Below are 24,209 nucleotides of genomic sequence, written 5' to 3' on the forward strand. Positions count from 1 at the left end.
CACCCACCACGGCGCTCGGCGTACGCGACCACACGCCAACCCAGGACCGGGGCCGAAGCCGCCCCGGGGAGGTATCCCCATGTCCCAAGAGCACGAGTTCTTCATCCCGGACCCGGAGGGTCAAGTCCCCACAGCCGAGGGGTACTTCGGCAGCTTCGGCGGCAAGTTCATCCCCGAGGCCCTCGTCGCCGCGGTCGACGAGGTCGCCGTGGAGTACGAGAAGGCCAAGGCCGACCCCGCCTTCGCCGCCGAGCTCAACGACCTCATGGTCAACTACACGGGCCGGCCGAGCGCGCTCACCGAGGTGCCCCGGTTCGCCGAGCACGCGGGCGGCGCCCGGGTCTTCCTCAAGCGCGAGGACCTCAACCACACCGGCTCGCACAAGATCAACAACGTCCTCGGCCAGGCGCTGCTCACCAAGCGCATGGGCAAGACCCGCGTCATCGCCGAGACCGGCGCGGGCCAGCACGGCGTCGCCACCGCGACCGCCTGCGCCCTCTTCGGCCTGGAGTGCACCATCTACATGGGCGAGGTCGACACCCAGCGCCAGGCGCTGAACGTCGCCCGGATGCGGATGCTCGGCGCCGAGGTCGTCCCCGTGAAGTCCGGCAGCCGCACCCTGAAGGACGCCATCAACGAGGCGTTCCGCGACTGGGTCGCCAACGTGGACCGCACCCACTACCTCTTCGGCACGGTCGCGGGCCCGCACCCGTTCCCGGCCATGGTCCGCGACTTCCACCGGGTCATCGGCGTCGAGGCCCGCCGCCAGATCCTGGAGCGCGCCGGACGCCTCCCGGACGCGGCCGTCGCCTGCGTGGGCGGCGGTTCCAACGCCATCGGGCTCTTCCACGCCTTCATCCCGGACGCGGGCGTCCGCCTGATCGGCTGCGAGCCGGCCGGGCACGGCGTCGAGACCGGCGAGCACGCGGCGACCCTGACCGCGGGCGAGCCGGGCATCCTGCACGGCTCGCGCTCGTACGTACTCCAGGACGAGGAGGGCCAGATCACCGAGCCCTACTCGATCTCGGCCGGTCTGGACTACCCGGGCATCGGGCCCGAGCACTCCTACCTCAAGGACACCGGCCGCGGCGAGTACCGCGCGGTGACCGACGACGCGGCGATGCAGGCGCTGCGGCTGCTCTCGCGCACCGAGGGCATCATCCCGGCGATCGAGTCGGCGCACGCCCTCGCGGGCGCCCTCGAAGTCGGCCGGGAGCTGGGCAGGGACGGGCTGCTCCTGGTCAACCTGTCCGGGCGCGGCGACAAGGACATGGACACGGCGGCCCGCTACTTCGGGCTGTACGGCACCGACGCCGAGGTGGCCGCCGACGCCGCAGGCCTCGCCGAGATCGAGGGAGACGCGAAGTGAGCGGGAACGTGCGACTGCTGAGCGACACCCTCGCCAAGGCGAAGGCCGAGGACCGGGCCGCGCTCATCGCCTATCTGCCGGCCGGGTTCCCGACCGTCGACGGTGGCATCGAGGCGATCAAGGCCGTGTTCGACGGCGGCGCCGACGTGGTCGAGGTCGGGCTGCCGCACAGCGACCCGGTGCTGGACGGGCCGGTCATCCAGACCGCCGACGACATCGCCCTCAAGGGCGGGGTGAAGATCGCCGACGTGCTGCGCACGGTCCGCGAGGCGCACGCCGCCACCGGCAAGCCGGTGCTGGTGATGACCTACTGGAACCCCATTGACCGGTACGGCGTGGAGCGCTTCACCGCCGAGCTGGCCGAGGCGGGCGGCGCCGGGTGCATCCTGCCCGACCTGCCGGTCCAGGAGTCCGCGCTGTGGCGCGAGCACGCCGACAAGCACGGCCTCGGCACGGTCTTCGTGGTCGCGCCGAGCAGCAAGGACGAGCGGCTCGCGAAGATCACGGCGGCCGGCTCCGGCTTCGTGTACGCGGCATCCCTGATGGGGGTCACCGGCACGCGCGCGTCCGTCGGCGCCCAGGCCGAGGACCTGGTGCGGCGCACCCGCGCCACCACCGAGCTGCCGGTCTGCGTCGGCCTCGGCGTCTCGAACGCCGAGCAGGCCCGCGAGGTCGCCGCCTTCTCGGACGGCGTGATCGTCGGCTCGGCGTTCGTCCAGCGGCTCCTCGACGCGGCCGACCACGACAGCGGCCTGGCCGCCGTGCGCGCCCTCGCGGGTGAACTGGCGCAGGGCGTACGCCGTACGCCGTAAGGGTGTAGGCCGGACGCGCCACGCTCCGTGACCCCGCCCGGGTCGGGCGGACCCGGAACGCGTTAGCTCGTACGGGTGGATCTGGGACCGGGGAGGCACGTGGGTGCCTCCCCGGTTCGTTCTGCGGGTGTGAGCGAGAAGAACCAAGAAGGCAAGAGAACGGCCCGCGAGCGGCTGGCCCAGGAGCGCGAGCGGCAGCGGTCCCAGGACCGCCGCAGACGCACGATGATCGTCGCCGCGGCGGTGGTGTGCGTCCTCGGGCTGGCCGCGGTGATCGGCGTGATCGCCGCCAACACCAAGAGCGGCGGCAAGAAGAACCCGGCGGGCCCGCTGCTCGCGCCCGCCGGGGCAGAGGGCAAGGACAACCTGGCCATCCCGGTGGGCGCCGCCGACGCGCCGTCCACGCTCACGGTCTGGGAGGACTTCCGCTGCCCGGCCTGCGCCGCGTTCGAGAACAGCTTCCGGTCGACGGTCCACGAGCTGGAGGGCAGCGGACAGCTCCGCGTCCAGTACCACCTCGCCACCCTGATCGACCGCAACCTCGGCGGCAGCGGCTCGCTGCACGCGGCGAACGCGGCGGGCTGCGCACAGGACGCCGGGAAGTTCTCGGCGTACCACGACGTGCTCTACAGCAACCAGCCCCAGGAGACGGACGACGCGTTCGCCAAGAACAGCAAGCTGATCGAGCTCGCCCAGAAGGTCCCCGGCCTGGACACGGCCACCTTCCGCTCCTGTGTGGAGGAGGGCAGGCACAACAGCTGGGTCACCAAGTCCAACGACGCCTTCCAGAACGGCGGCTTCAGCGGCACCCCGACGGTCCAGCTGAACGGGGAGTCGGTCTTCCCGCAGAAGGGCAGCGAGCAGATCAGCCCGGCGAACCTGAAGAAGTGGGTCGCCGAGGCGAACAAGGGCAAACAGCCGGGCTCGGCCTCTCCGGCGCGGCCGGGCGCCGCGGTGGCCCCGAGCTCGCCGCCGGCGGGCGGGCCCGCGGTGTCCGGGACGCCCCGGCCCAAGTCGGCGCCGCATGTGCCGGGGGCGGCCCCCAAGAAGTCCCCGGCGGCGGCCCCGGTGCACCCGGGGGCCCACGCGGGCGCGGGCGCGGCTCCGGCCGACCCCGAGGCCCCCTAGGCCCCTGCCCGCCGCTCGTTACTCATAAGTTGCCGGGTGGGTGGTCCGACCGCCCGCCCGGCAGGGTAGCGTCGACCCTGCCATGAACCTCGCCTTCATTCCCAGCCCGTCGACCGGCGTGATCCACCTCGGACCCATCCCGCTGCGCGGCTATGCCTTCTGCATCATCATCGGTGTCTTCGTCGCCGTCTGGTACGGCAACAAGCGCTGGGTCGCCCGGGGCGGCAGAGCCGGCACCGTGGCCGACATCGCCGTCTGGGCGGTGCCCTTCGGCCTCGTCGGCGGCCGGCTCTACCACGTCATCACCGACTACCAGCTGTACTTCAGCGACGGTGAGGACTGGGTCGACGCCTTCAAGATCTGGCAGGGCGGGCTCGGCATCTGGGGCGCGATCGCGTTCGGCGCGGTGGGCGCGTGGATCGGCTGCCGCCGCCGGGGCATCCCGCTGCCGGCCTGGGCCGACGCGCTGGCCCCCGGCATCGCCTTCGCCCAGGCGGTGGGCCGCTGGGGCAACTGGTTCAACCAGGAGCTGTACGGCAAGCCGACGGATGTGCCGTGGGCACTGAAGATCTCCGAGGGCACGAACCGGGTCGCGGGCACGTACCACCCCACGTTCCTGTACGAGTCGCTGTGGTGCGTCGGCGTCGGCTTCCTGGTGATCTGGGCGGACCGCCGCTTCAAGCTGGGCCACGGGCGGGCGTTCGCGCTGTACGTGGCGGCGTACTGCGTGGGGCGCGGCTGGATCGAGTACATGCGGGTCGACGAGGCCCACCACGTCCTGGGCCTGCGCCTCAACGACTGGACCGCGATCACGGTGTTCGTGCTCGCCGTGACGTACATCGTGATTTCGTCGCGGGTGCGGCCGGGGCGGGAGGATGTCGTGGAGCCGTCTGCGCCGGAGGCGCCGTCTGACGACGCGGCGTCGGATGTGGCGCCCGAGGCCGAGGCCGAGAAGCCCGAGCCGTCGGAGAACGGCACGCCGAGCAAGAGCTGAGGTTCGTAGGGCCCGGCCTTCGTCTGCGGGTGTGTGGCGGGTTGCTCGCGCAGTTCCCCGCGCCCCTAAAAGATCTGTGGCTGAGCCGGGTGTTCTGGCTGCGGCCCCCTACCTAAGGGGCGCGGGGAACTGCGCGACCAGCCCCCACCGGCCCGCAGACGAAGACCGGGCACATCAAGGGGCGCGGGGAACTGCGCGAGAAGCGGCCACCGGCCCGCAGACGAACGCGTAGTGGGGTGTGGGGGTGCCCCCGGAGGGTTTAGGGGACGGGTGGGGTGGGGGCATCCCGCCCGGACAGGGCCAGCGTGCGCCGCGCAGCCTCCACCACCGCCGCATCCACAAAACGCCCATCCGCCAGCGCCAGCGCCCCCGTCTCCGTGGGAGACGCCGACAGCACCTCCTCCGCCGCCGCCACCTCCACCGCCGGCGGCAGATACGCCCGCTCGATCACCGGCAGCTGCGCCGGATGAATCGCCGCCCGCCCGAGGAACCCCAGCGAGCGCCCGTGCGCACAGGACGCCGCCAGCCCCGCCAGATCGCTGATGTGCCGGTACACGGACTGGACCGGCGGCGCCAGACCCGCCGCCCGCGCCGCCACCACCACCCGGCTCCGCGCCCAGTCCAGCCCCGACTCGTTGCGTACTCCCAGATCCGCGCAGAGATCCGCCTCGCCCAGCGCGATGCCCCGCACGGCGTCGTGGGCGCGGGCGATCACGTACGCGTGCTCCACCCCCAGCGCGCTCTCCAGCAGCGGGTGGAGGCCGACGCCGGGGGCCAGGCCCGCGACCCGCTGGACCTGGAGCGCGTCGGTGACCTTGGGCAGGCGCAGACCGGAGAGGCCGGGCAGCCCGGCCACGGCGAGGACGTCCGCCTCCGTGGCCACCCGTACGTGGACCGGCGTGGACAGCGGCTCGGCGAGCAGCTCGGCCGTCGCCGCCCGCGCGTACTCCTTGCGGTTCGGCGCCACCGCGTCCTCCAGGTCCACGATCACCACGTCCGCCCCGGCCGACAGCGCCTTCTCGACCACCTGCGGCCGGTCGCCGGGCGCGTACAGCCAGGTGAGCGGGATCGTCGTCACAGCACCCCCGCCCGCCGCAGCGCCCTGATCTCCGGGGCCGACAGGCCCAGTTCGGACAGGACCTCGTCCGTGTCCGCACCGTGGGGGCGGCCCGCCCAGCGGATCGCGCCCGGGGTCTCGGAGAGGCGGAAGAGGACGTTCTGCATCCGGAGCGGGCCGAGCTCCGGGTCGTCGACCGTGGTGAGCGTGTCCAGTGCGCGGTACTGCGGGTCCGCCATCACCTCGCGGACGTCGTAGACCGGCGCGATCGCGGCCTCCGCCTTCTCGAACGCCGTCATCGCCTCCTCCCGGGTGCGCCGCCCGATCCAGTGGCCCACCGCCTCGTCCAGGACGTCCGCGTGCTCGGCCCGCCCCGACCCGCTCGCGAACCACGGTTCCTCGATCAGCTCCGGGCGGCCCACCAGCCGTATCACCCGCTCGGCCACCGACTGGGCGGAGGTGGAGACGGCGACCCAACTGCCGTCCGCCGTACGGTAGGTGTTGCGCGGGGCGTTGTTGCGGGAGCGGTTGCCGGTGCGCGGCTGGACGTAACCGAGCTGGTCGTACCAGAGGGGCTGCGGGCCGAGGACGGTCAGGATCGGCTCGATGATCGCCATGTCGATCACCTGTCCGCGCCCGGTGGCGGCGCGCGCGGTGAGGGCGGTCAGCACGGCGTACGCGGTGGCCAGCGCGGCGATGGAGTCCGCGAGGCCGAACGGCGGCAGCGTCGGCGGGCCGTCGGGCTCGCCGGTGGCGGCGGCGAAGCCGCTCATCGCCTCGGCGAGGGTGCCGAAGCCGGGGCGGTGGGCGTACGGCCCGTACTGGCCGAAGCCGGTGACCCGGGCCAGCACCAATCGGTCGTTGGCGGCGGCCAGTTCGGGCCAGCCCAGGCCCCAGCGCTCCAGGGTGCCCGGGCGGAAGTTCTCGATGACCACGTCGGCGGAGGCGGCGAGCCGCAGCAGTGTGTCGCGGCCGCCGGGCGTGGACAGATCGAGGGTGATCGTCCGTTTGTTGCGGCCGAGCAGCTTCCACCAGAGCCCCACGCCGTCCTTGGCGGGGCCGTGGCCGCGCGAGGGGTCCGGGCGGCGGGGGTGCTCGACCTTGATGACCTCCGCGCCGAAGTCGCCGAGCATGGTCGCCGCGAGCGGCCCGGCGAAGAGGGTGGCGAGGTCGAGCACCCGCAGCCGTCGCAGGGGAGGGGCGGGCGGGGCAGCCGTCACCGTTCGGCTCCGGCCGAGGCCTCGTCGATCTCCTTGCGGTACGGCATGGCGGCCACCGCGCCCGGGCGCTGGACCGAGAGCGCGGCGGCCTGCGAGGCCCAGGCCAGTGCCTCGGGCATCGCCCGGCCCTCGCCGAGGGCGACGGCGAGCGCGCCGACGAAGGTGTCGCCCGCGCCCGTCGTGTCGACCGCGGTCACCTCGGGCGCCGGGACCGCCACCGGGTCCTGGCCGCGGGCCGCGTACAGACTGCCCCGGGAGCCGAGCGTGACCACGACCTCGGGGACCAGTTCCAGCAGCGCGCGGGCTGCGGCCTTCGCGTCGTCGAGGCCGGTGAGCGAGGTGGCCTCGTGCTCGTTGGCCACCAACAGGTCGGTCGCGGCGAGGAGTTCCGGCGGCAGCGGCTGGACGGGGGAGGGGGTGAGGACCGTCCGCACCCCGTGCCGGCGGGCCGCCCTGGCGCCCTCGACCACCGTGTCCATCGGCAGCTCCAGTTGGAGCAGCAGCGATTCGGCGCCCGCGATCAGGGCCTCGTCGCCGGGGCCGAGGTGGGTGACGGAGGCGTTGGCGCCGGGGATGACGACGATCGCGTTGCCGCCGGCCGCGTCGACCACGATATGGGCGGTGCCGGACGGGCCCTCGGTGGTGCGCACGAGGTCGGTGTCGACGCCCGAGCCGTCCAGCGCGGCCCGAAGGCGGGTGCCGAACTCGTCCGTGCCGACGGCCCCGATGAGCGCCACGTCGGCGCCGGCGCGGGCCGCGGCGACGGCCTGGTTGGCGCCCTTGCCGCCCGGGATCGTACGGAATTCGTGACCGGTGACGGTCTCGCCGCGGCGCGGGGCGGTCGCCACATAGGCGACCAGGTCCATGTTGGTGCTGCCGAGCACCGCGATGCGGGTCATACGGTCCGTACCTCCTGGGGGGTGGGATGGGGCTGTGCCGCCACGTGGGTGGTCAGTCGTGCGGTCAGTCGTGCGGTCAGTTCCGCGAGGGTGTCGAAGCCGGTGCCGTCGAAGCCGGCGACGCTCGTGGCGAGGCGGTTCCTCAGCGGCGCGGTCCAGGGGGCGGGCAGCGCGTCCGGGCGCCCCGCGAGGAGCCCCGCGAGCGAACCGGCGGTGGCGCCGTTGGAGTCGGTGTCCCAGCCGCCGGACACCGCGCGGCAGATGGAGCCGGAGAAGTCGCCGTCGGCGTGGGTGAGGGCGGCGGCGAGCAGGGCGGCGTTGGGGACGGAGTGCACCCAGTGGTACGCGCCGAGGGCCGCGTGGAGCCGGTCGACGACGGTGTCGAAGTCGTCTTCTTCGCGGGCGAGCCGGATGCCGAGGCGGACCGCCTCGGCGAGGCGGGAGCGCGGGGGGACCACGGTGAGGCCGCCGTCCAGACAGCCGTGTACGTCGTACGCGCCGGTGGCCGCCAGGGAGATCGCCGCGGCCGTGAACATCGCGCTGTACACGCCGTTGGCGGTGTGGGTGAGGACGGCGTCGCGGTGCGCCTGCTCGGCGGCGGTCGCGGGGTCGCCCGGGTTGGTCCAGCCGTGGACGTCGGCGCGGATGGCCGCGCCGATCCACTCGCGGAAGGGGTTGCGGTGGGTGGCGGTGTGCGGGGGCTCGATGCCGTCGAGGAGGTTGCGGTACGCGACGCGCTCCGCGGTGAACGTCCGCCCCGCCGGGAGCTCGTCCAGCCACAGCCGGGCCACGTCCTCGGTGGTGAACGCCGGGCCGTGGCGCTGGAGGAGGAGCAGCCCGAGGAGGGGGTAGTTGAGGTCGTCGTCCTCGGGCATGCCGTCGATGTTCTCGGCGAGGGAGGTCGGTGCGGAGCGGCGGTTCCAGGGGTGGGCGGCGGTGAGCTCGGCGGGGAGGCCGCGGGCGGTGAACCAGGTGTGCAGGGGCCAGTTGCCGGTGGCCCGGGCGAGGGCGCGGATCCCTTCCAGGGGGAGCTTCTCGACGGGCTTGCCGAGGAGACAGCCGACGGCGCGGCCCAGCCAGGCGGCGTGCAGGCGGTTGATTTCTGCCCCCTGGCCCTCGGTGGGGTGCCGGAGGCTCCGCCCCCGTGGGTGGGTGGGCGGGGTGGGGGTGGTTTCGTTCCCTGGGGTGGGTGGGGTGCGCGGGGTGGTCCGGGGGCTGTTCGGCCAATTCGGTGTCGTTGATCTGATCGCTGCCAGGTCTGTCGGTTCCTGGCGGGTCAACGGGCTGGGCAGCCGCGCCAGTTCGTCCAGGAGGTCGATCGCCAGGGCTCGCAGGTGCGGGGGAGCCGGGAGGGGGGACGCGCCGCCGGGGAGGGGCGTCGGGGTGCCGCCCGCCGCCTTCCAGCGGGCCGCGATCCCGGCCGCCTCGCGGCCGCCCTCGGCCGCCTGGCGGAGTTCGTGCGGGAGCAGGTCCTCCGGCTGGACCCACGTCACGCGCAGGGGAGTCATCGGGTCAGGGCCTCGAACGCCGCCTGGTGGGCGGTGCGGCGGGTGCGGTCCTTCTCGTACACCTCCAGGGCCACCTCCGTCAGCGCCCGCGCGGGCGCGTGCAGGTCCAGGCGGCTGGCCTCGGCGATCTGTTTGGCCCAGGCGGCGGGGATCGGGCCCTCGCCCCGCAGCGCGCCCGTCAGCGCGCCCGCCATCGTCGCGATGGAGTCGCAGTCGCGGCCGTAGTTCACCGCGCCCAGGACCGCCGTACGGAAGTCGCCGTCGGCGACCAGCAGCATGCCCAGGGCGATGGGGAGCTCCTCGATCGCGTGCAGACGGGACGGGCGGCGGGCGCCCAGGGACGGGGACCGGTAGTCGGGGCCGACCGTGTCGAAGGGGGCCACCGCCGCCCGCAGGGGCGCGAGGGCCGACTCGAAGTCCGTGTGGCCGCAGGCCGTTTCGGCCACCGCCTCGATCGCCGCGCGGGTGCCGTCCTTCGCCAGCGCGAGGCAGGCGTCCACCACGTGCGTCGCCGTCGCCTCCGGTGTGCACGCCGCCGCCACCGCCGCCGCGAAGACGGCCGCCGCCTCCCTCCCGTACGAGGACTGGTGCGGCGCCGCCACGTCCAGGGCCTCCGCGTACGCCGCCGCCGGGTTGGCCGCGTTGACCAGGCCGACCGGGGCCATGTACATCGCCGCCCCGCAGTTGACGATGTTGCCGGTGCCCGCCTCGCGGGGGTCGACGTGGCCGTAGTGCAGTCGGGCCACGAGCCACTTCTCGGCGAGGAAGATCCGGTGCAGCGGGATGGTCTCGGCTTCGAGTTCGGGGATCCAGAGCGGGCGGGAGATGAGGTCGGGGACGAGGTGGTCGGCGATCGCGTACGCGTCGAGGTGGTCGCGGACCTTCTCGTACACCCGGATCAGCGCATGGGTCATCAAGGTGTCGTCGGTGACGTGTCCGTCGCCCTTGTGGTACGGGGCGATCGGCCGCGCCGTGCGCCAGTCGGCCCCGTGCCAGGGGCCGACGACGCCGTGGACGCGGCCGCCGTGCCGCTCCACGATCTGCTCGGGGGTGTAGCCCTCGACGGGTCCGCCGAGGGCGTCCCCGACGGCCGCGCCGACCAGGGCGCCGGTGATCCGGTCCGCAAGAGTGAGCGTCGTGTACGACGTCGTGAGCGTCATGCCGGAATTGTCCACCCTGGGCGGTCAGTTCGGGGTGGTTCGCGGCATATTCGCGAAAAGCTCAGCCGCCCGGGTGGTGGCGCAGCGTGTCGGCGAGGAGCCGGGCGAGCTCCACGAGGTCGGTGCCGGCCAGGCGCGGCAGGGCGCAGCCGGACAGGGTGCGGCAGGCGTCCAGCCAGGGCGCGGGGATCGCGGCGCCGCCGCCCAGCGCGCCGGTCAGCGCCCCGGCGAGGGCGGGCGCCGAGTCCGCGACCCGGGACAGACAGGCCGCGGCCGGGACCGCCGTGGCCACGGTGCCGCGTGAGGCGAGGGTCAGGGCGAGGGCGACGGGGACGGTCTCGGCGGCGGCGATGCCGTAGCTGTAGACGTGGTCCACGATCTGGTGCTCCAGGAGCGGGACCAGGGCGAACGCGCCCGCCGTGTCGTCGGCGAAGTCGCGCGCGAGCTTGACGGCGAGCTGGGCGTTGCGGCCGATCTCGGTGTCGGGCGGGAGTTCGTCGAGGGCGGCGGCGACGGCGGTGTCCGTGTCGGCGCCGCCGAGCGCCGCCGCGACGGCCGCCGCCACGGCCCGGGCGCCGTGCACTCCGTCGCCGTCCTGGGTGTAGCGGGCGTCGAACTCGGCCAGTTCGGCGGCCTCCCGGGGCGCGCCGGGGTGGACCACGGCGAGCACGGCGGCGCGTACGCAGGCGGCGTCGTCGAAGTAGTGCGGGTTGTCGTGGCCGGTGGCGGGTGGGCGCAGCCCGGTGGCGAGGTTGCCGAGGCCCGCGCGTACGGAGATGCGGGCGCGCAGCGGGAGCACCGCGGACTCGACCTCGGGGGCGCGGTCGGCGGCCGCGGCGACCTCGGCGGCGAGCAGGTTCCAGGCGCGGTCCACGGCGGCGCGCACCCGCCTCGCCGGGCTGAGGTGGGCGAGCAGCGGCTCGGCGGCGGTCAGCACGGTCTCGGCGGCGAACGCGGCCCACTCGGCGTCGTCGGAGGGGCCCAGGCGCAGGGGTTCGGGGGGCTGGTTGAGGGCGATGGGGACGGGGAGGGTGGTGGTGGCGTTCTGCTCGGCGAAGGTGTCGAGCTCACGGGTGAGCCGCCGGGTCCACTCGGGCATCCGGGCGGCCCGGTGCCGCGCGGCGGGCCACCCGGCGGCGTCACCAGCGGCGAGACCGAGGAGAAGGCCTTGGACGCGGGTGGCCGGGCCGGGGGGTCGGCCCCCCACCCCACCCCTTCCCAAAAGCCCTGCGGGCAGCCGACGGCGGCGCTCCCCCTGGGGCTCCGCCTCTGGGCCCCCGGGCGGGGTCTGCGCCCCCTGCGCCCCGCTTCGGGGCTGCGCCCCCGGGTCTTTGGGCGGGGGTTGCGCCCTCTGCACCTTGCTTCGGGGTTCCGCCCCCGGGCCTTTGGGCGGGGGTTGCGCCCCCGGGTCCCCGGTCGGGGGCTGCGCCGCCTCCTGCACCTTGCTTCGGGGTTCCGCCCCCGGGCCTTCGGGCGGGGGCTGCGCCCCCTGCACCCCGCTTCCGGGCCCCGCCCCCGGGTCCCTGGGCGGGGGCTGCACCCCCTGCACCTCGCTTCCGGGCTCCGCCCCCGCGTCCTTGGGCGGGGGTTGCACCCCCCGCCCCCCGCTTCCGGGCCCCGCCCCGGGCCCCGGCCGGGCAGCGGCGGGCTGTGTCGTGGACGTCTGGCTGGGCTGCGCCCCCGCCCCGCCCGTCCCCTCCTCGTCCCGGTACATCTCCATCACGCGCCCTCCTCCGGGTCCGGTGTCAGCAGGTCCGCGATGTCCAGGACGTGGTGGCCGCGCATCTCGGGCAGGCAGCTGCCGCGGACCGGGCCGATCCTGGTCGACCAGGCGGTGGGGATCGACGCGGCGCCGCCGTACGCGCCGGCCAGGGCGCCCGCCACCGCCGCCGTGGTGTCCGCGTCGCGGCCCATGTTCACGGCCGTGAGGACCGAGGCCGTGAAGTCGCCCCGGGCCGTGGCGAAGGCGCCGAAGGCCAGGGCGACCGCTTCGGGGGCCAGATCCGTCCAGGGGTAGCCGCCGATCACCACCGCCGAGCGGACCGCGCGTTCGCCCTGGTCGGCGACGGCCACCGCGCGGCGCAGCGAGCGCGCGGTCCAGGAGTCCATCGGGATCACCGACAGGGCCGCGGCGATGACGGAGGCGAGGCCCGCGCCCGCCATCGCGGCCGCGACGCCCGCCGCGACCGCCTGGCCCCCGTAGATCCCCTCGCCCTCGTGGCTGACGCAGCCGTCGATCGCCACCAGTCGCGCGGCCTCCCTCGGCGCGCCCGCCGCGAAGACGCCGAACGGGGCGGCCCGCATGGCCAGGCCGTCGCTCCAGGCGTGCCGGTGCTGGGCGGAGATCGGGGCGGCCAGGCCCCGGCGCAGGTTCTCCAGGGTGCCGCGCTCGCTGAACCCCGCGCCCCGGAACGGGCCTTCGTCGCGGTCCGCGATCCAGTGGTGCCAGGCGTGTTCGACGTGGGTGACGGTGAGCGCGGAGCCGTGCCGGGCGAGCAGCAGGCCGGAGAAGATGGCGTACTCGGTGTCGTCCGTGCCCGCCGGGTCGTCGTGGACGAACCCCTCGATACGGCCCCAGCGGCGCCGGATCTCCGAGGGCTTGAGGTTCTCGGCGGGGGCGCCGAGCGCGTCCCCCACCGCCAGGCCCAGCAGCGCGCCCCTGGCCCGCTCGCGGATGGCCTCGGCGGTTCCCGGGCCGCTGGCGATCAACTCCATGGAGGGCCTTTCGCGTCGCCTGATCCTTCGCTTGATCTCTGCCACGCCGAAGGGGCCGGGAGTCCACCTGTCACCCCGATGGCCACATGTGTGCAGACGCGCCTACGGATGAGCGAAACAGGCCCCTGACCTGGGTAAGTACGGCCTGCCTTGCTAGCGCGGGGCTTACATCGAGCGTAATTTCGACACCGAAGAGAGCGACGAGGGGGAGCGGGCACGGGTCCGCTGCTGAAACGCAAGGGGAGAGCTGTGTCCGTCATCGACACCCAGGCCACACTGCACGAGGCGCACCGGGACAACCACACCCACCGGGACGTGAACGGCGGCTGGCTGCGTCCGGCCGTCTTCGGCGCCATGGACGGGCTCGTCTCCAACCTGGCCCTGATGACCGGTGTCGCGGGCGGCGCCGTCTCGCAGCACACCATCATCGTCACCGGCCTCGCGGGGCTGGCCGCCGGAGCCTTCTCCATGGCCGCCGGGGAGTACACCTCGGTCGCCTCGCAGCGCGAGCTCGTCGAGGCCGAACTCGACGTGGAGCGCCAGCAGTTGCGCAAGCACCCGGTGGACGAGATGGAGGAGCTGGCCGAGCTGTACGTGTCGCGCGGCGTCGAGCCCGCGCTCGCCCGCGAGGTCGCCATGCAGCTCTCCCGCGACCCCAAGCAGGCGCTGGAGATACACGCCCGCGAGGAGCTCGGCATCGACCCGGACGACCTGCCCTCGCCGCTGGTGGCCGCCGTCTCCTCGTTCGGCTCGTTCGCGCTGGGCGCGATCCTGCCCGTACTGCCGTATCTGCTCGGCGCCACCGTCCTGTGGCCCGCCGTGCTGCTGGCGCTGCTCGGCCTCTTCGCCTGCGGCGCCGTGGTCGCCAAGGTCACCGCGCGCTCGTGGTGGTTCAGCGGGGTGCGCCAGCTGGCCCTCGGCGGCGCGGCGGCGGCCCTCACCTTCGGCCTGGGCAGCCTCTTCGGCACGGCGGTCGGCTAGAGAACCGGCGGCCCGGCCTCTTCCGTCACCCCCGCGCCCCCGAAGGCCCGTCCGGACGTTCCCCCGTCCGTGGCGGGCCTTCGCCGTGCGCGCACCCGGCTCCCGGGCCACCATGTGACGTACGTCCTGCGCGGGAAGGCCTCCGCGCCCGTACTATGCGCGAGTATGCAGGGGCCCACATAAGTAATCGTTACTCCACGGTTTCGTATCGGTGATGGGCGGGCATAGGCCGTACACACTCCGCCGGCGCAGGCAATGAAGCCTGCCTCCACGGCACGGCGTCCACCGCCCGAGTGTCCGCATGCTGGAATGGTCTATCCGGTTCCCGAGATCCGACCCATCATGTAACCTGCACGAAATTTCGCAGAGGGCCAACGTCGTCCCTCGGCACTGAACATGCCACGACGACGACGGGAGAGCCGATGCGTTCCGACGCCTGGTCGCCCATGGACGGTCGACCTGCCCCGCAGGGGATGTACGACCCCCGTAACGAACACGACGCCTGCGGTGTCGGGTTCGTGGCCACCCTGACCGGTGAGGCCAGCCATGAGCTGGTCGAGCAGGCGCTGACCGTACTGCGCAATCTCGAACACCGGGGTGCCACCGGCTCCGAGCCGGACTCCGGTGACGGCGCCGGAATCCTGCTCCAGGTCCCGGACGCGTTCCTGCGCGAGGTCACCTCCTTCGAGCTGCCCCAGTCCGGTGCGTACGCCGTCGGCACCGCCTTCCTGCCGGTCGAGGAGAGCGCCGCCGCCGTGGCGAGGATCGAGGCCATCGCCGCCGAGGAGGGCCTGGACGTCCTCGGCTGGCGCGAGGTGCCCGTCACGCCCGAGCTGCTCGGCAACGGCGCCCGCGCCACCATGCCCGCCTTCCGGCAGATCTTCGTCGCCGACGGCACCAGCACCGGCATCGCGCTGGACCGCAAGGGCTTCGTGCTGCGCAAGCGCGCCGAGCGCGAGGCCGGGGTGTACTTCCCCTCGCTCTCCGCCCGCACGATCGTCTACAAGGGCATGCTCACCACCGGGCAGCTGGAGCCGTTCTTCCCGGACCTCTCCGACCGCCGGTTCGCCACCGCCGTCGCGCTGGTCCACTCGCGCTTCTCCACGAACACCTTCCCCTCCTGGCCGCTCGCCCACCCGTACCGCTTCGTCGCCCACAACGGCGAGATCAACACGGTCAAGGGCAACCGCAACTGGATGGTCGCCCGCGAGTCGCAGCTGGCCACCGAGCTGCTGGGGGGCCGGGACGGCAAGGACCTCGCGCGGATCTTCCCGGTCTGCACGCCGGACGCCTCGGACTCCGCGTCCTTCGACGAGGTGCTCGAACTCCTCCACCTCGGCGGCCGCTCACTGCCGCACTCGGTGCTGATGATGGTTCCCGAGGCGTGGGAGAACCACGACTCGATGGACCCGGCCCGGCGCGCCTTCTACCAGTACCACTCCACGATGATGGAGCCCTGGGACGGCCCGGCCTGCGTCACCTTCACCGACGGCACCCAGGTCGGCGCGGTCCTCGACCGCAACGGTCTGCGCCCGGGCCGCTACTGGGTCACCGACGACGGCCTCGTCGTGCTCTCCTCCGAGGTCGGCGTCCTCGACATCGACCCGGCCAAGGTCGTGCGCAAGGGCCGCCTCCAGCCCGGCAGGATGTTCCTCGTCGACACCGCCGAGCACCGCATCATCGAGGACGACGAGATCAAGGCGGCGCTGGCCGCCGAGGCCCCGTACGCCGAGTGGCTGGAGGCCGGTGAGATCGAGCTGGAGGACCTCCCCGAGCGCGAGCACATCGTGCACACCCACGCCTCCGTCACCCGCCGCCAGCAGACCTTCGGCTACACCGAGGAAGAGCTGCGCGTCATCCTCGCCCCGATGGCCCGCACCGGCGGCGAGCCGCTCGGCTCGATGGGCACCGACTCGCCGATCGCCGCGCTCTCCGAGCGCCCCCGGCTGCTCTTCGACTACTTCACCCAGCTGTTCGCGCAGGTCACCAACCCGCCGCTGGACGCCATCCGCGAGGAGCTGGTCACCTCGCTGCGCTCCTCGCTGGGTCCGCAGGGCAATCTGCTCGACCCGACCGCCGCGTCCTGCCGCTCCGTCACGCTGCCGTTCCCGGTGATCGACAACGACGAGCTGGCCAAGCTGATACACATCAACGCCGACGGCGACATGCCGGGCTTCAAGGCCGCCACGCTCTCCGGCCTCTACCGGGTCTCCGGCGGTGGCGCGGCGCTCGCCGAGCGCATCGAGGCGATCCGCGCCGAGGCCGACGCCGCCATCGAGAACGGCGCCCGGCTGATCGTGCTGTCCGACCGGCACTCCGACGCCGAGCACGCGCCGATCCCGTCGCTGCTGCTCACCGCCGCCGTCCACCACCACCTCATCCGCACCAAGCAGCGCACCCAGGTGGGTCTGCTCGTGGAGGCCGGCGATGTGCGCGAGGTGCACCACGTCGCCCTGCTGATCGGCTACGGCGCCGCCGCCGTCAACCCGTACCTGGCCATGGAGTCCGTCGAGGACCTGGTCCGGGCCGGCACCTTCATCGAGGGCCTGGAGCCCGAGCAGGCCATCCGCAACCTGATCTACGCGCTGGGCAAGGGCGTCCTCAAGGTGATGTCCAAGATGGGCATCTCGACCGTCGCCTCCTACCGGGGCGCCCAGGTCTTCGAGGCCGTCGGCCTCGACGAGGAGTTCGTCGGCACGTACTTCAGCGGCACCGCCACCAAGATCGGCGGCGCCGGGATCGATGTCGTCGCCAAGGAGGTCGCCGCCCGGCACGCCAAGGCGTACCCCGCCTCCGGCATCGCCGCCACCCACCGCGCGCTGGAGATCGGCGGCGAGTACCAGTGGCGCCGCGAGGGCGAGCCGCACCTGTTCGACCCGGAGACGGTCTTCCGCCTCCAGCACGCCACCCGCGGCCGCCGGTACGACATCTTCAAGAAGTACACCGAGCGCGTGAACGAGCAGTCCGAGCGGCTGATGACGCTCCGCGGGCTCTTCGGCTTCTCCTCCGACCGCCCCTCGATCCCCATCGACGAGGTCGAGCCGGTCTCCGAGATCGTCAAGCGCTTCTCCACCGGCGCCATGTCGTACGGCTCGATCTCGCGCGAGGCGCACGAGACGCTGGCCATCGCCATGAACCAGCTGGGCGGCAAGTCCAACACCGGTGAGGGCGGCGAGGACCCGGAGCGCCTGTACGACCCGGCGCGCCGCTCCTCCATCAAGCAGGTCGCCTCCGGCCGCTTCGGCGTCACCAGCGAGTACCTGGTCAACGCGGACGACATCCAGATCAAGATGGCGCAGGGCGCCAAGCCCGGCGAGGGCGGCCAGCTGCCCGGCCACAAGGTCTACCCGTGGGTCGCCAAGACCCGGCACTCCACCCCGGGTGTCGGACTGATCTCCCCGCCGCCGCACCACGACATCTACTCCATCGAGGACCTGGCCCAGCTGATCCACGACCTCAAGAACGCCAACCCGGCGGCCCGCATCCACGTGAAGCTGGTCTCCGAGGTCGGCGTGGGCACGGTCGCCGCGGGTGTCTCCAAGGCGCACGCGGACGTGGTCCTCATCTCCGGCCACGACGGCGGCACCGGCGCCTCCCCGCTGACCAGCCTCAAGCACGCGGGCGGCCCCTGGGAGCTCGGCCTCGCCGAGACCCAGCAGACCCTGCTGCTCAACGGGCTGCGCGACCGCATCGTCGTCCAGACGGACGGCCAGCTCAAGACCGGCCGCGACGTCGTCATCGCCGCGCTGCTGGGCGCCGAGGAGTTCGGTTTCGCGACCGCGCCGCTCGTCGTCTCCGGCTGCGTCATGATGCGCGTCTGCCACCTGGACACCTGCCCGGTCGGCATCGCCACCCAGAACCCGGTGCTGCGCGACCGGTTCTCCGGCAAGCCCGAGTTCGTCGTCAACTTCTTCGAGTTCATCGCCGAGGAAGTCCGCGAGCTCCTCGCCGAGCTGGGCTTCCGTACGATCGAGGAGGCCGTCGGCCACGCCGAGCTCCTCGACACCAGCCGCGCGGTGCGTCACTGGAAGGCGCAGGGCCTCGAACTGGACGCGCTCTTCCACGTGCCGGAGCTGCCCGAGGGCGCGGTGCGCCACGCGGTGGTCGCCCAGGACCACGGGCTGGAGAAGGCGCTCGACAACGAGCTCATCGAGCTCGCCGCCGACGCGCTGGGCGCGGCCACCGCCGAGGACGCCCAGCCGGTCCGCGCCCAGGTCGCGATCCGCAACATCAACCGGACCGTCGGCACCATGCTCGGCCACGAGGTGACCAAGAAGTTCGGCGGCGCGGGACTGCCCGACGACACCATCGACATCACCTTCACCGGCTCGGCGGGCCAGTCCTTCGGCGCCTTCGTGCCCCGCGGTGTCACCCTGCGCCTGGAGGGCGACGCCAACGACTACGTCGGCAAGGGCCTCTCCGGCGGCCGGGTGATCGTCCGCCCGGACCGGGGCGCCGATCACCTCGCCGAGTACTCGACCATCGCCGGCAACACCATCGCGTACGGCGCGACCGGCGGCGAGCTGTTCCTGCGCGGCCGCACCGGCGAGCGGTTCTGCGTCCGCAACTCCGGCGCCCTGGTGGTCTCGGAGGGCGTGGGCGACCACGGCTGCGAGTACATGACCGGCGGCCACGCGGTGGTCCTGGGCGAGACCGGACGCAACTTCGCGGCCGGTATGTCCGGCGGCGTCGCGTATGTGATCGACCTCGACGCGAACCACGTCAACGCCGGCAACCTGGCGGCCGTCGAGCCCCTCACCGAGGCCGACGAGCAGTGGCTGCACGACGTCGTGCGCCGCCACCAGGAGGAGACCGGCTCCACGGTCGCCGAGAAGCTGCTCGCCGACTGGCCCGCCGCGGCCCGGCGCTTCAGCAAGATCATCCCGTCCACGTACAAGGCAGTGCTCGCCGCCAAGGAAGCCGCTGAGCTCGCCGGTCTCTCCGAGCAGGAGACCACTGAGAAGATGATGGAGGCGGCGACCAATGGCTGACCCCAAGGGCTTTCTCACCACCGGTCGCGAGGTCGCGAAGACCCGCCCCGTGGCCGAGCGCGTCAAGGACTGGAACGAGGTCTACGTTCCCGGCTCGCTGCTGCCGATCATCAGCAAGCAGGCCGGGCGCTGCATGGACTGCGGCATCCCGTTCTGCCACAACGGCTGTCCGCTGGGGAACCTGATCCCCGAGTGGAACGACTACGCCTACCGCGAGGACTGGTCGGCGGCGTCCGAGCGGCTGCACGCCACCAACAACTTCCCGGAGTTCACCGGGCGGCTGTGCCCGGCTCCCTGCGAGTCGGCGTGCGTGCTCGGCATCAACCAGCCCGCCGTCACCATCAAGAACGTCGAAGTCTCGATCATCGACAAGGCGTGGGACAGCGGCGACGTCACCCCGCAGCCGCCCGAGCGGCTCTCCGGCAAGACCGTCGCGGTCATCGGCTCGGGCCCGGCGGGCCTGGCCGCCGCCCAGCAGCTGACCCGGGCCGGCCACACGGTCGCGGTGTACGAGCGCGCCGACCGCATCGGCGGGCTGCTGCGCTACGGCATCCCCGAGTTCAAGATGGAGAAGGTGCACATCAACCGCCGCATCGAGCAGATGCGCGCGGAGGGCACCAAGTTCCGCACCGAGGTGGAGATCGGCGTCGACATCGACGCGGCCAAGCTGCGCCGCCGCTACGACGCGGTGGTCATCGCGGCCGGCGCCACGGTCTCCCGCGACCTGCCGGTCCCCGGCCGCGAGCTGAACGGCATCCACTTCGCGATGGAGTACCTGCCGCTCGCCAACAAGGTGCAGGAGGGCGACTTCGTGGCGCCCCCGCTCACCGCCGAGGGCAAGCACGTCGTGGTGATCGGCGGCGGCGACACCGGCGCGGACTGCGTGGGCACCGCCCACCGCCAGGGCGCGGCCTCGGTCACCCAGCTGGAGATCATGCCCCGGCCCAGCGAGGACCGCCCCGGGCACCAGCCCTGGCCGACCTTCCCCATGCTCTACAAGGTCACCTCGGCCCACGAGGAGGGCGGCGAGCGGATCTACTCCGTCTCCACCACCCACTTCGAGGGCGACGAGGACGGCAACGTCCAGTTCCTGCACCTGGTCGAGGTCGAGTTCGTGGACGGCAAGCTGACCCAGAAGCCGGGCACCGAGCGGAAGATCCCGGCCCAGCTGGTCACCCTCGCCATGGGCTTCACCGGCACCGACCAGTCCAACGGCCTGGTGGCGCAGTTCGGCCTGGAGCTCGACGAGCGCGGCAACATCGCCCGCGACGCCGACTTCGCGACGAATGTCGACGGAGTGTACGTGGCCGGTGACGCCGGGCGCGGCCAGTCCCTGATCGTCTGGGCGATCGCGGAGGGCCGTTCGGCAGCACGTGGTGTGGACCGGTACCTTACGGGGAGGAGCGCACTGCCCGCCCCGATCCGTCCGACGGACCGGGCCCTGGCGGTCTGATCCGCTCCACCCAGAATCGTTCCGTACAACGGTGTACGGGCTGCGCCGGATCGGGGGACGCCCCCGGACCCCCGCAGCGCGGCGCCTGCCCCACTGTCCCCGACCGGACGACTGGGCGGGCGCCGCGGCGCGTCACCCCTGGGGCCTGTCCTGGCGGCTCCGCGCCCGCAGCTTCTGGAACTCCACCTTCGCGTCCTCCGTGTACGCCCCCAGGGCGCCCTGGAGATAGGGGCGTTCGGTGTCCGTGAAGTCGGCGAGGCCCGCCGAGTCCACCGCCACCCGCAGCCGGCCGCCCTGCTGCTGGACCTCGACCGTGTACCACCTGCCGACCGGGAAGCCCCGCTCGCCGGTCGCCAGGAAGCGCTGGCCGCCGGGGTAGGCGGGATCGCGCTTGCCCAGCTCCCAGCCGTTGGGCTTGAGGGTGACGTAGTAGAAGTGCTCCGGGTCGGTGTACGCCCACACCAGCCAGGCCACCTCCCAGGTGTTCGGCGCCGGGGTGCGCAGCTGCTCGACCGTGCGCATCCTTGCCTGGTACTCGACGTCCCCGTACACGGCCCGGCTCACCACGAGCCCGGCGTGGGTGGTGCCGGGTTCGGTGGCCGCCCTGGGCGTCAGCTCCAGGGCGTCGTCGTCCCCCGTGTTGACGCCGTGGCCGTTGAAGACCGACTGCCAGCGGCCGTGCGCGGTGCCGTCGCCCCAGGGCGCGCGCGGCGCGGGGCCGCCGCCGCCCGCGCACCTGCTCAGGCCGAAGGCCCCGGCCGCCAGCAGGGCGGCGGCCAGGACCAGGGCGGTGGCGCGTCTGCGGCCTCCGCGCCCGGCCGGGGGGACCGGGCGCCGCAGACGCGGGGCTGTCGTCATGCCGTCGAGTATGGACCCGCTCCGCCGCCCGTGGGGGGCACGGGAAGCAAGGGCGCGGGAGCGCACGGGACTTCGGCCGCGAAGTCCTCGGCGAGCTGGGTGACGATCCGGGCGGTGGCGCCGCCGTCCCCGTACGGATTGCCCGCCGTCGCCATCCGCCGGTACGCGGCCGGGTCGTCCAGCAGCGCGGCCGCCGCGCCCACGATGGCCTCCGGATCCGTGCCGACGAGCCGGGCCGCACCGGCCTCCACCGCCTCCGGCCGCTCGGTGGTGGTCCGCAGCACCAGCGCCGGCTTGCCCAGGCTCGGCGCCTCCTCCTGGATGCCGCCGGAGTCGGTCAGGACGAGGTCGCAGCCCGCGAGCGTGGCCGTGAAGTCCGGGTAGTCCAGCGGCTCGACCAGGCTGATGCCGGCCCGCCCCGTCAGCGGCAGCAGCGCCTCGCGCACCGCCGGGCTCTTGTGCAGCGGGATCACGATCTCCACGTCGCCGCGCTCGGCGAGCCGGCCGAGCGCCCGGCCCATCGCGCGCATCCGGGGGCCCTGGTTCTCCCGGCGGTGCAGGGTGACCAGGATCCGCCGCCGCGCGGTGCGGAACGCGCTCTGCCCGAGCCCCTCGGCGAGCGCCCACTGCAGGTTGTCGATGACGGTGTTGCCGGTGGTGAAGATCTGGCCCTCGGGGATGCCCTCGCCGCGCAGATGCCGGGCGGCGCGCTCGGTGGGCGCGAAGTGCCAGCGCGCGATCCTCCCGATGAGGCAGCGGTTGAGCTCCTCGGGGAAGGGGTTGTCCAGGACCCCGGTGCGCAGCCCCGCCTCGACGTGCGCCACCGGGATGTGCTCGTAGAACGCGGCCAGCGCCCCGGCCAGCGCCGTCGTCGTGTCGCCCTGCACCACGACGAGGTCGGGCCGCTCCTTGCGCAGCAGCTGGCCGAGCCCCTCCACCAGGCGGGAGGTCAGATCGGAGAGCTGCTGGCGGTTGCGCATGACGTCGAGGGCGTAGCGGACGTCGACCCGCAGCAGCCCCAGCATCTGATGGAGCATCTCGCGGTGCTGGCCGGTGGTCACGACGACCGGCTCGAACTGGGTGCCGTCGGCGAGCGCCCGGGCCAGCGGCGCCAGCTTGATGGCCTCGGGCCGGGTGCCGAGCACCAGCATGGCGCGCACGGGCACGCCGGAAGAGAACGCGGACATAGGTCCCCCCTATGACAAGTGACAGTGACAAGGACGAACGGGATGAGAGGTGGAGAGAAGAGGCGGAGAGGAGAGGCGGGCGTACGGGGCCGGGCGCCGCCGGGCCCCGCACGCCGGGCGCCGACTCAGGTGCGGGCGGTCTTGAGCCAGGTCTGCTTGCCGGTCGCCATCCGCCACAGCCCCCACCAGCCGGCGGCGAACCAGATGTAGCCGTAGAACACGAAGACGTGCGCGACCAGGACCGACCGCACGAGCCCGAGGTCCCGCTCGCGCTTGGCGTAGATGAAGCCGTACGCGTACGCGGCGGTGAAGGAGAGCAGATACGGGCCGAGCAGCCACATCGGTGACACCAGGGCCCGGCCCGCCTCGACGGAGGCCAGCGCCGTGCCGCCGAGGGCCACCAGGAAGGACAGCGGCAGCAGCGAGGTGAGCAGGATCAGCACCGGGCTGGAGAGGTGGTAGAGCAGGTCGAGCGCCGGGCGGGTCGGGACCTCCCGCAGGATGAGCGGGACGAGGTTGGCCGACTGGAGGTGGCCCTGGAACCAGCGGGATCGCTGCCGTACCAGGCGCCGCAGGGACAGGACGGCCTGCTGGGAGACCGAGGCCGTGGTGCAGTGCTGGGTGACCCAGCCCTTGGCGATCAGCCGTACGCCGAGGTCCAGGTCCTCGGTGAGGCTGTCGCTCCAGGGCCCGCCGGGCCCCAGGGTGTGGAGCGCGGAGAGCCGCATGAACTGGCCGTTGCCGCCCATCCCGACGCTGCCGATGAAGCGGCGCGCGCTCTGGAAGACATCGCCGTAGACCACGAACTCCATGTCCTGGAGGCGGGCTAGCAGCCCGGTGGTCCGGTTGTACATCCGCACACAGATCTGGGTGGCTCCAGTGCGGGGGTCGTCGAAGAACGGGTCGACGGACTGGACGACATGGCCGTCGAGGCGCCCGTCCGCGTCGACCACGCACACGATGACGTCGGCCGGGTCGTGCCCGTCGAGCACACCGGACCCGGTCAGGAACCGTACGCCGTCGTTGAGCGCGGCGCCCTTGCCGCGCCGGGCGTCCGGCAGTTCGCGCCGGTGCAGCAGGACCCGGTCGCCGGCCGCGCGGGCGATCGCGGAGGTGCGGTCGTCGGAGGCGTCGTCGATGACGAGCGCCAGGAAATTTCCGGCCGGCAGCCCGGTGATGCGCGCAAGACTTTCGGCCAGCACCTGCTCTTCGTTGAGACAGGCGAGAAGGAATACATAGAGCCGTTCTTTGCGCGGCCCTTTCCTGCGGGGAGCGCGGCGTCTGGAGAGCAGAAAGAGGCCGGTGTTGTAGCAGCCCGCCATCAGGATGATGGAAATGCTGGACCAGAGGAGCAGTTCGAGGATCATTTCTGTCCCAGGTGCTCGTGGGGCTGCTCTGCACCGGTTGTATTCGAATGGATTCGCCACCGCATTCGAATCCTGATCGATATGAGGACGAGGGCGGTGAGGCAGTAGAGGGCGAAGCCGGCACCCGCTGTGGCCTGCAGAGCTTTGGCCAAAGGAAGGCCGGGTATCGCCTCGGGCGCAGCGGCCATCCCGGCCAGGGGCAGCACTGTGCCCCAGGCTGGCTTTCCGTACATGGGTCCCCCCCATTTTTTCACGCAGTCAGGTCGTGGTCGCTGCGTGAGATGGCGAACGTAGCAGATCCGGTCATCGTCGCGAGGGCGCAAGTTAAAAGTTCATGGACCCGGATCAATAGCGAACCGGAGGGTCGCGTTCCGGGATCTCTGGCGCCTATTGACAGCCTTTGCGGTCCGCCAGAAGAATCGTGGGCCTAATTCGGCCAAGATTCATCGGCCCGGGACGCTCCGGGCCGGTGCGCGGCCGTTCCTCTGGGGAGAAGAGGGGGGAAACGGA

Annotated in this window: 16 protein-coding genes and 1 pseudogene; 7 read left to right on the forward strand and 10 right to left on the reverse strand. The window is 73.0% G+C overall.

Annotated features, from left to right (window positions below):
• The first annotated feature begins 79 nt into the window (after positions 1–79).
• From trpB to lgt, 4 genes and pseudogenes are all read left to right on the forward strand, one after another.
• Positions 80–1,369 carry a tryptophan synthase subunit beta gene (trpB, locus tag ABD236_RS30320; RefSeq protein ID WP_344079196.1) on the forward strand — a complete coding sequence of 430 codons (1,290 nt, stop codon included), beginning with the start codon at positions 80–82 and terminating at the stop codon, positions 1,367–1,369.
• On the forward strand, positions 1,366–2,181 hold the full coding sequence (gene trpA, locus ABD236_RS30325; protein ID WP_344079198.1) for a tryptophan synthase subunit alpha: 816 nt from the start codon (positions 1,366–1,368) through the stop codon (positions 2,179–2,181). The genes trpB and trpA overlap by 4 nt, the downstream gene beginning before the upstream one ends.
• Before the next feature lie 129 nt (positions 2,182–2,310).
• Positions 2,311–3,120, forward strand: a pseudogene (locus tag ABD236_RS30330) (DsbA family protein); the annotation flags it as partial.
• A 271-nt stretch (positions 3,121–3,391) separates the two neighbouring features.
• Positions 3,392–4,303, forward strand: a complete 912-nt coding sequence (lgt, locus tag ABD236_RS30335) for a prolipoprotein diacylglyceryl transferase (protein WP_344079200.1) — start codon at positions 3,392–3,394, stop codon at positions 4,301–4,303.
• Positions 4,304–4,562: 259 nt separating this feature from the next.
• Here the strand turns inward: lgt and ABD236_RS30340 are convergent, their stop codons facing one another.
• From ABD236_RS30340 to ABD236_RS30370, 7 genes are all read right to left on the reverse strand, one after another.
• A complete protein-coding gene (locus ABD236_RS30340) occupies positions 4,563–5,381 on the reverse strand; it encodes an HpcH/HpaI aldolase/citrate lyase family protein (protein ID WP_344079203.1) in 819 nt (272 codons plus the stop codon).
• Positions 5,378–6,580, reverse strand: a complete 1,203-nt coding sequence (locus tag ABD236_RS30345) for a CaiB/BaiF CoA transferase family protein (protein ID WP_344079205.1) — start codon at positions 6,578–6,580, stop codon at positions 5,378–5,380. The genes ABD236_RS30340 and ABD236_RS30345 overlap by 4 nt, the downstream gene beginning before the upstream one ends.
• On the reverse strand, positions 6,577–7,479 hold the full coding sequence (gene rbsK / locus ABD236_RS30350) for a ribokinase (protein WP_344079207.1): 903 nt from the start codon (positions 7,477–7,479) through the stop codon (positions 6,577–6,579). The genes ABD236_RS30345 and rbsK overlap by 4 nt, the downstream gene beginning before the upstream one ends.
• The gene (locus tag ABD236_RS30355) at positions 7,476–8,987 is read right to left on the reverse strand and encodes an ADP-ribosylglycohydrolase family protein (protein WP_344079209.1); all 1,512 of its coding nucleotides are present in this window, start codon (positions 8,985–8,987) and stop codon (positions 7,476–7,478) included. Before ABD236_RS30355 ends, rbsK begins: the two co-directional genes overlap by 4 nt.
• Positions 8,984–10,147: an ADP-ribosylglycohydrolase family protein gene (locus ABD236_RS30360; protein ID WP_344079211.1), complete on the reverse strand. Its 1,164-nt coding sequence runs from the start codon at positions 10,145–10,147 to the stop codon at positions 8,984–8,986. Before ABD236_RS30360 ends, ABD236_RS30355 begins: the two co-directional genes overlap by 4 nt.
• Positions 10,148–10,208: 61 nt before the next feature.
• Positions 10,209–11,741, reverse strand: a complete 1,533-nt coding sequence (locus ABD236_RS30365) for an ADP-ribosylglycohydrolase family protein (RefSeq protein WP_425543994.1) — start codon at positions 11,739–11,741, stop codon at positions 10,209–10,211.
• 125 nt (positions 11,742–11,866) lie between these two features.
• A complete protein-coding gene (locus ABD236_RS30370) occupies positions 11,867–12,862 on the reverse strand; it encodes an ADP-ribosylglycohydrolase family protein (protein WP_344079215.1) in 996 nt (331 codons plus the stop codon).
• A gap of 249 nt (positions 12,863–13,111) precedes the next feature.
• Here ABD236_RS30370 and ABD236_RS30375 point away from each other — a divergent pair, with 249 nt between their 5' ends.
• The 3 genes from ABD236_RS30375 to ABD236_RS30385 all read left to right on the forward strand — a co-directional run bounded on the left by ABD236_RS30375 (position 13,112) and on the right by ABD236_RS30385 (position 20,287).
• Complete coding sequence (locus ABD236_RS30375) at positions 13,112–13,843, forward strand: VIT1/CCC1 transporter family protein (RefSeq protein WP_344079217.1); 732 nt, start codon at positions 13,112–13,114, stop codon at positions 13,841–13,843.
• A gap of 422 nt (positions 13,844–14,265) precedes the next feature.
• Positions 14,266–18,834 carry a glutamate synthase large subunit gene (gene gltB, locus ABD236_RS30380; RefSeq protein WP_344079219.1) on the forward strand — a complete coding sequence of 1,523 codons (4,569 nt, stop codon included), beginning with the start codon at positions 14,266–14,268 and terminating at the stop codon, positions 18,832–18,834.
• Complete coding sequence (locus ABD236_RS30385; protein ID WP_344079221.1) at positions 18,827–20,287, forward strand: glutamate synthase subunit beta; 1,461 nt, start codon at positions 18,827–18,829, stop codon at positions 20,285–20,287. Before gltB ends, ABD236_RS30385 begins: the two co-directional genes overlap by 8 nt.
• 132 nt (positions 20,288–20,419) lie before the next feature.
• Here ABD236_RS30385 and ABD236_RS30390 read toward each other — a convergent pair whose 3' ends face one another.
• From ABD236_RS30390 to ABD236_RS30400, 3 genes are all read right to left on the reverse strand, one after another.
• Positions 20,420–21,145: a 3-keto-alpha-glucoside-1,2-lyase-like domain-containing protein gene (locus ABD236_RS30390; protein WP_344079222.1), complete on the reverse strand. Its 726-nt coding sequence runs from the start codon at positions 21,143–21,145 to the stop codon at positions 20,420–20,422.
• Entirely contained in the window at positions 21,142–22,332 is a 1,191-nt protein-coding gene (wecB, locus tag ABD236_RS30395; RefSeq protein ID WP_344079224.1) for a non-hydrolyzing UDP-N-acetylglucosamine 2-epimerase, read from the reverse strand. The genes ABD236_RS30390 and wecB overlap by 4 nt, the downstream gene beginning before the upstream one ends.
• Before the next feature lie 125 nt (positions 22,333–22,457).
• Positions 22,458–23,699: a glycosyltransferase family 2 protein gene (locus tag ABD236_RS30400; RefSeq protein ID WP_344079226.1), complete on the reverse strand. Its 1,242-nt coding sequence runs from the start codon at positions 23,697–23,699 to the stop codon at positions 22,458–22,460.
• Between the last annotated feature and the right edge of the window lie 510 nt (positions 23,700–24,209).

This window comes from Streptomyces crystallinus (assembly GCF_039521265.1).
Classification (GTDB): Bacteria; Actinomycetota; Actinomycetes; order Streptomycetales; family Streptomycetaceae; genus Streptomyces; species Streptomyces crystallinus.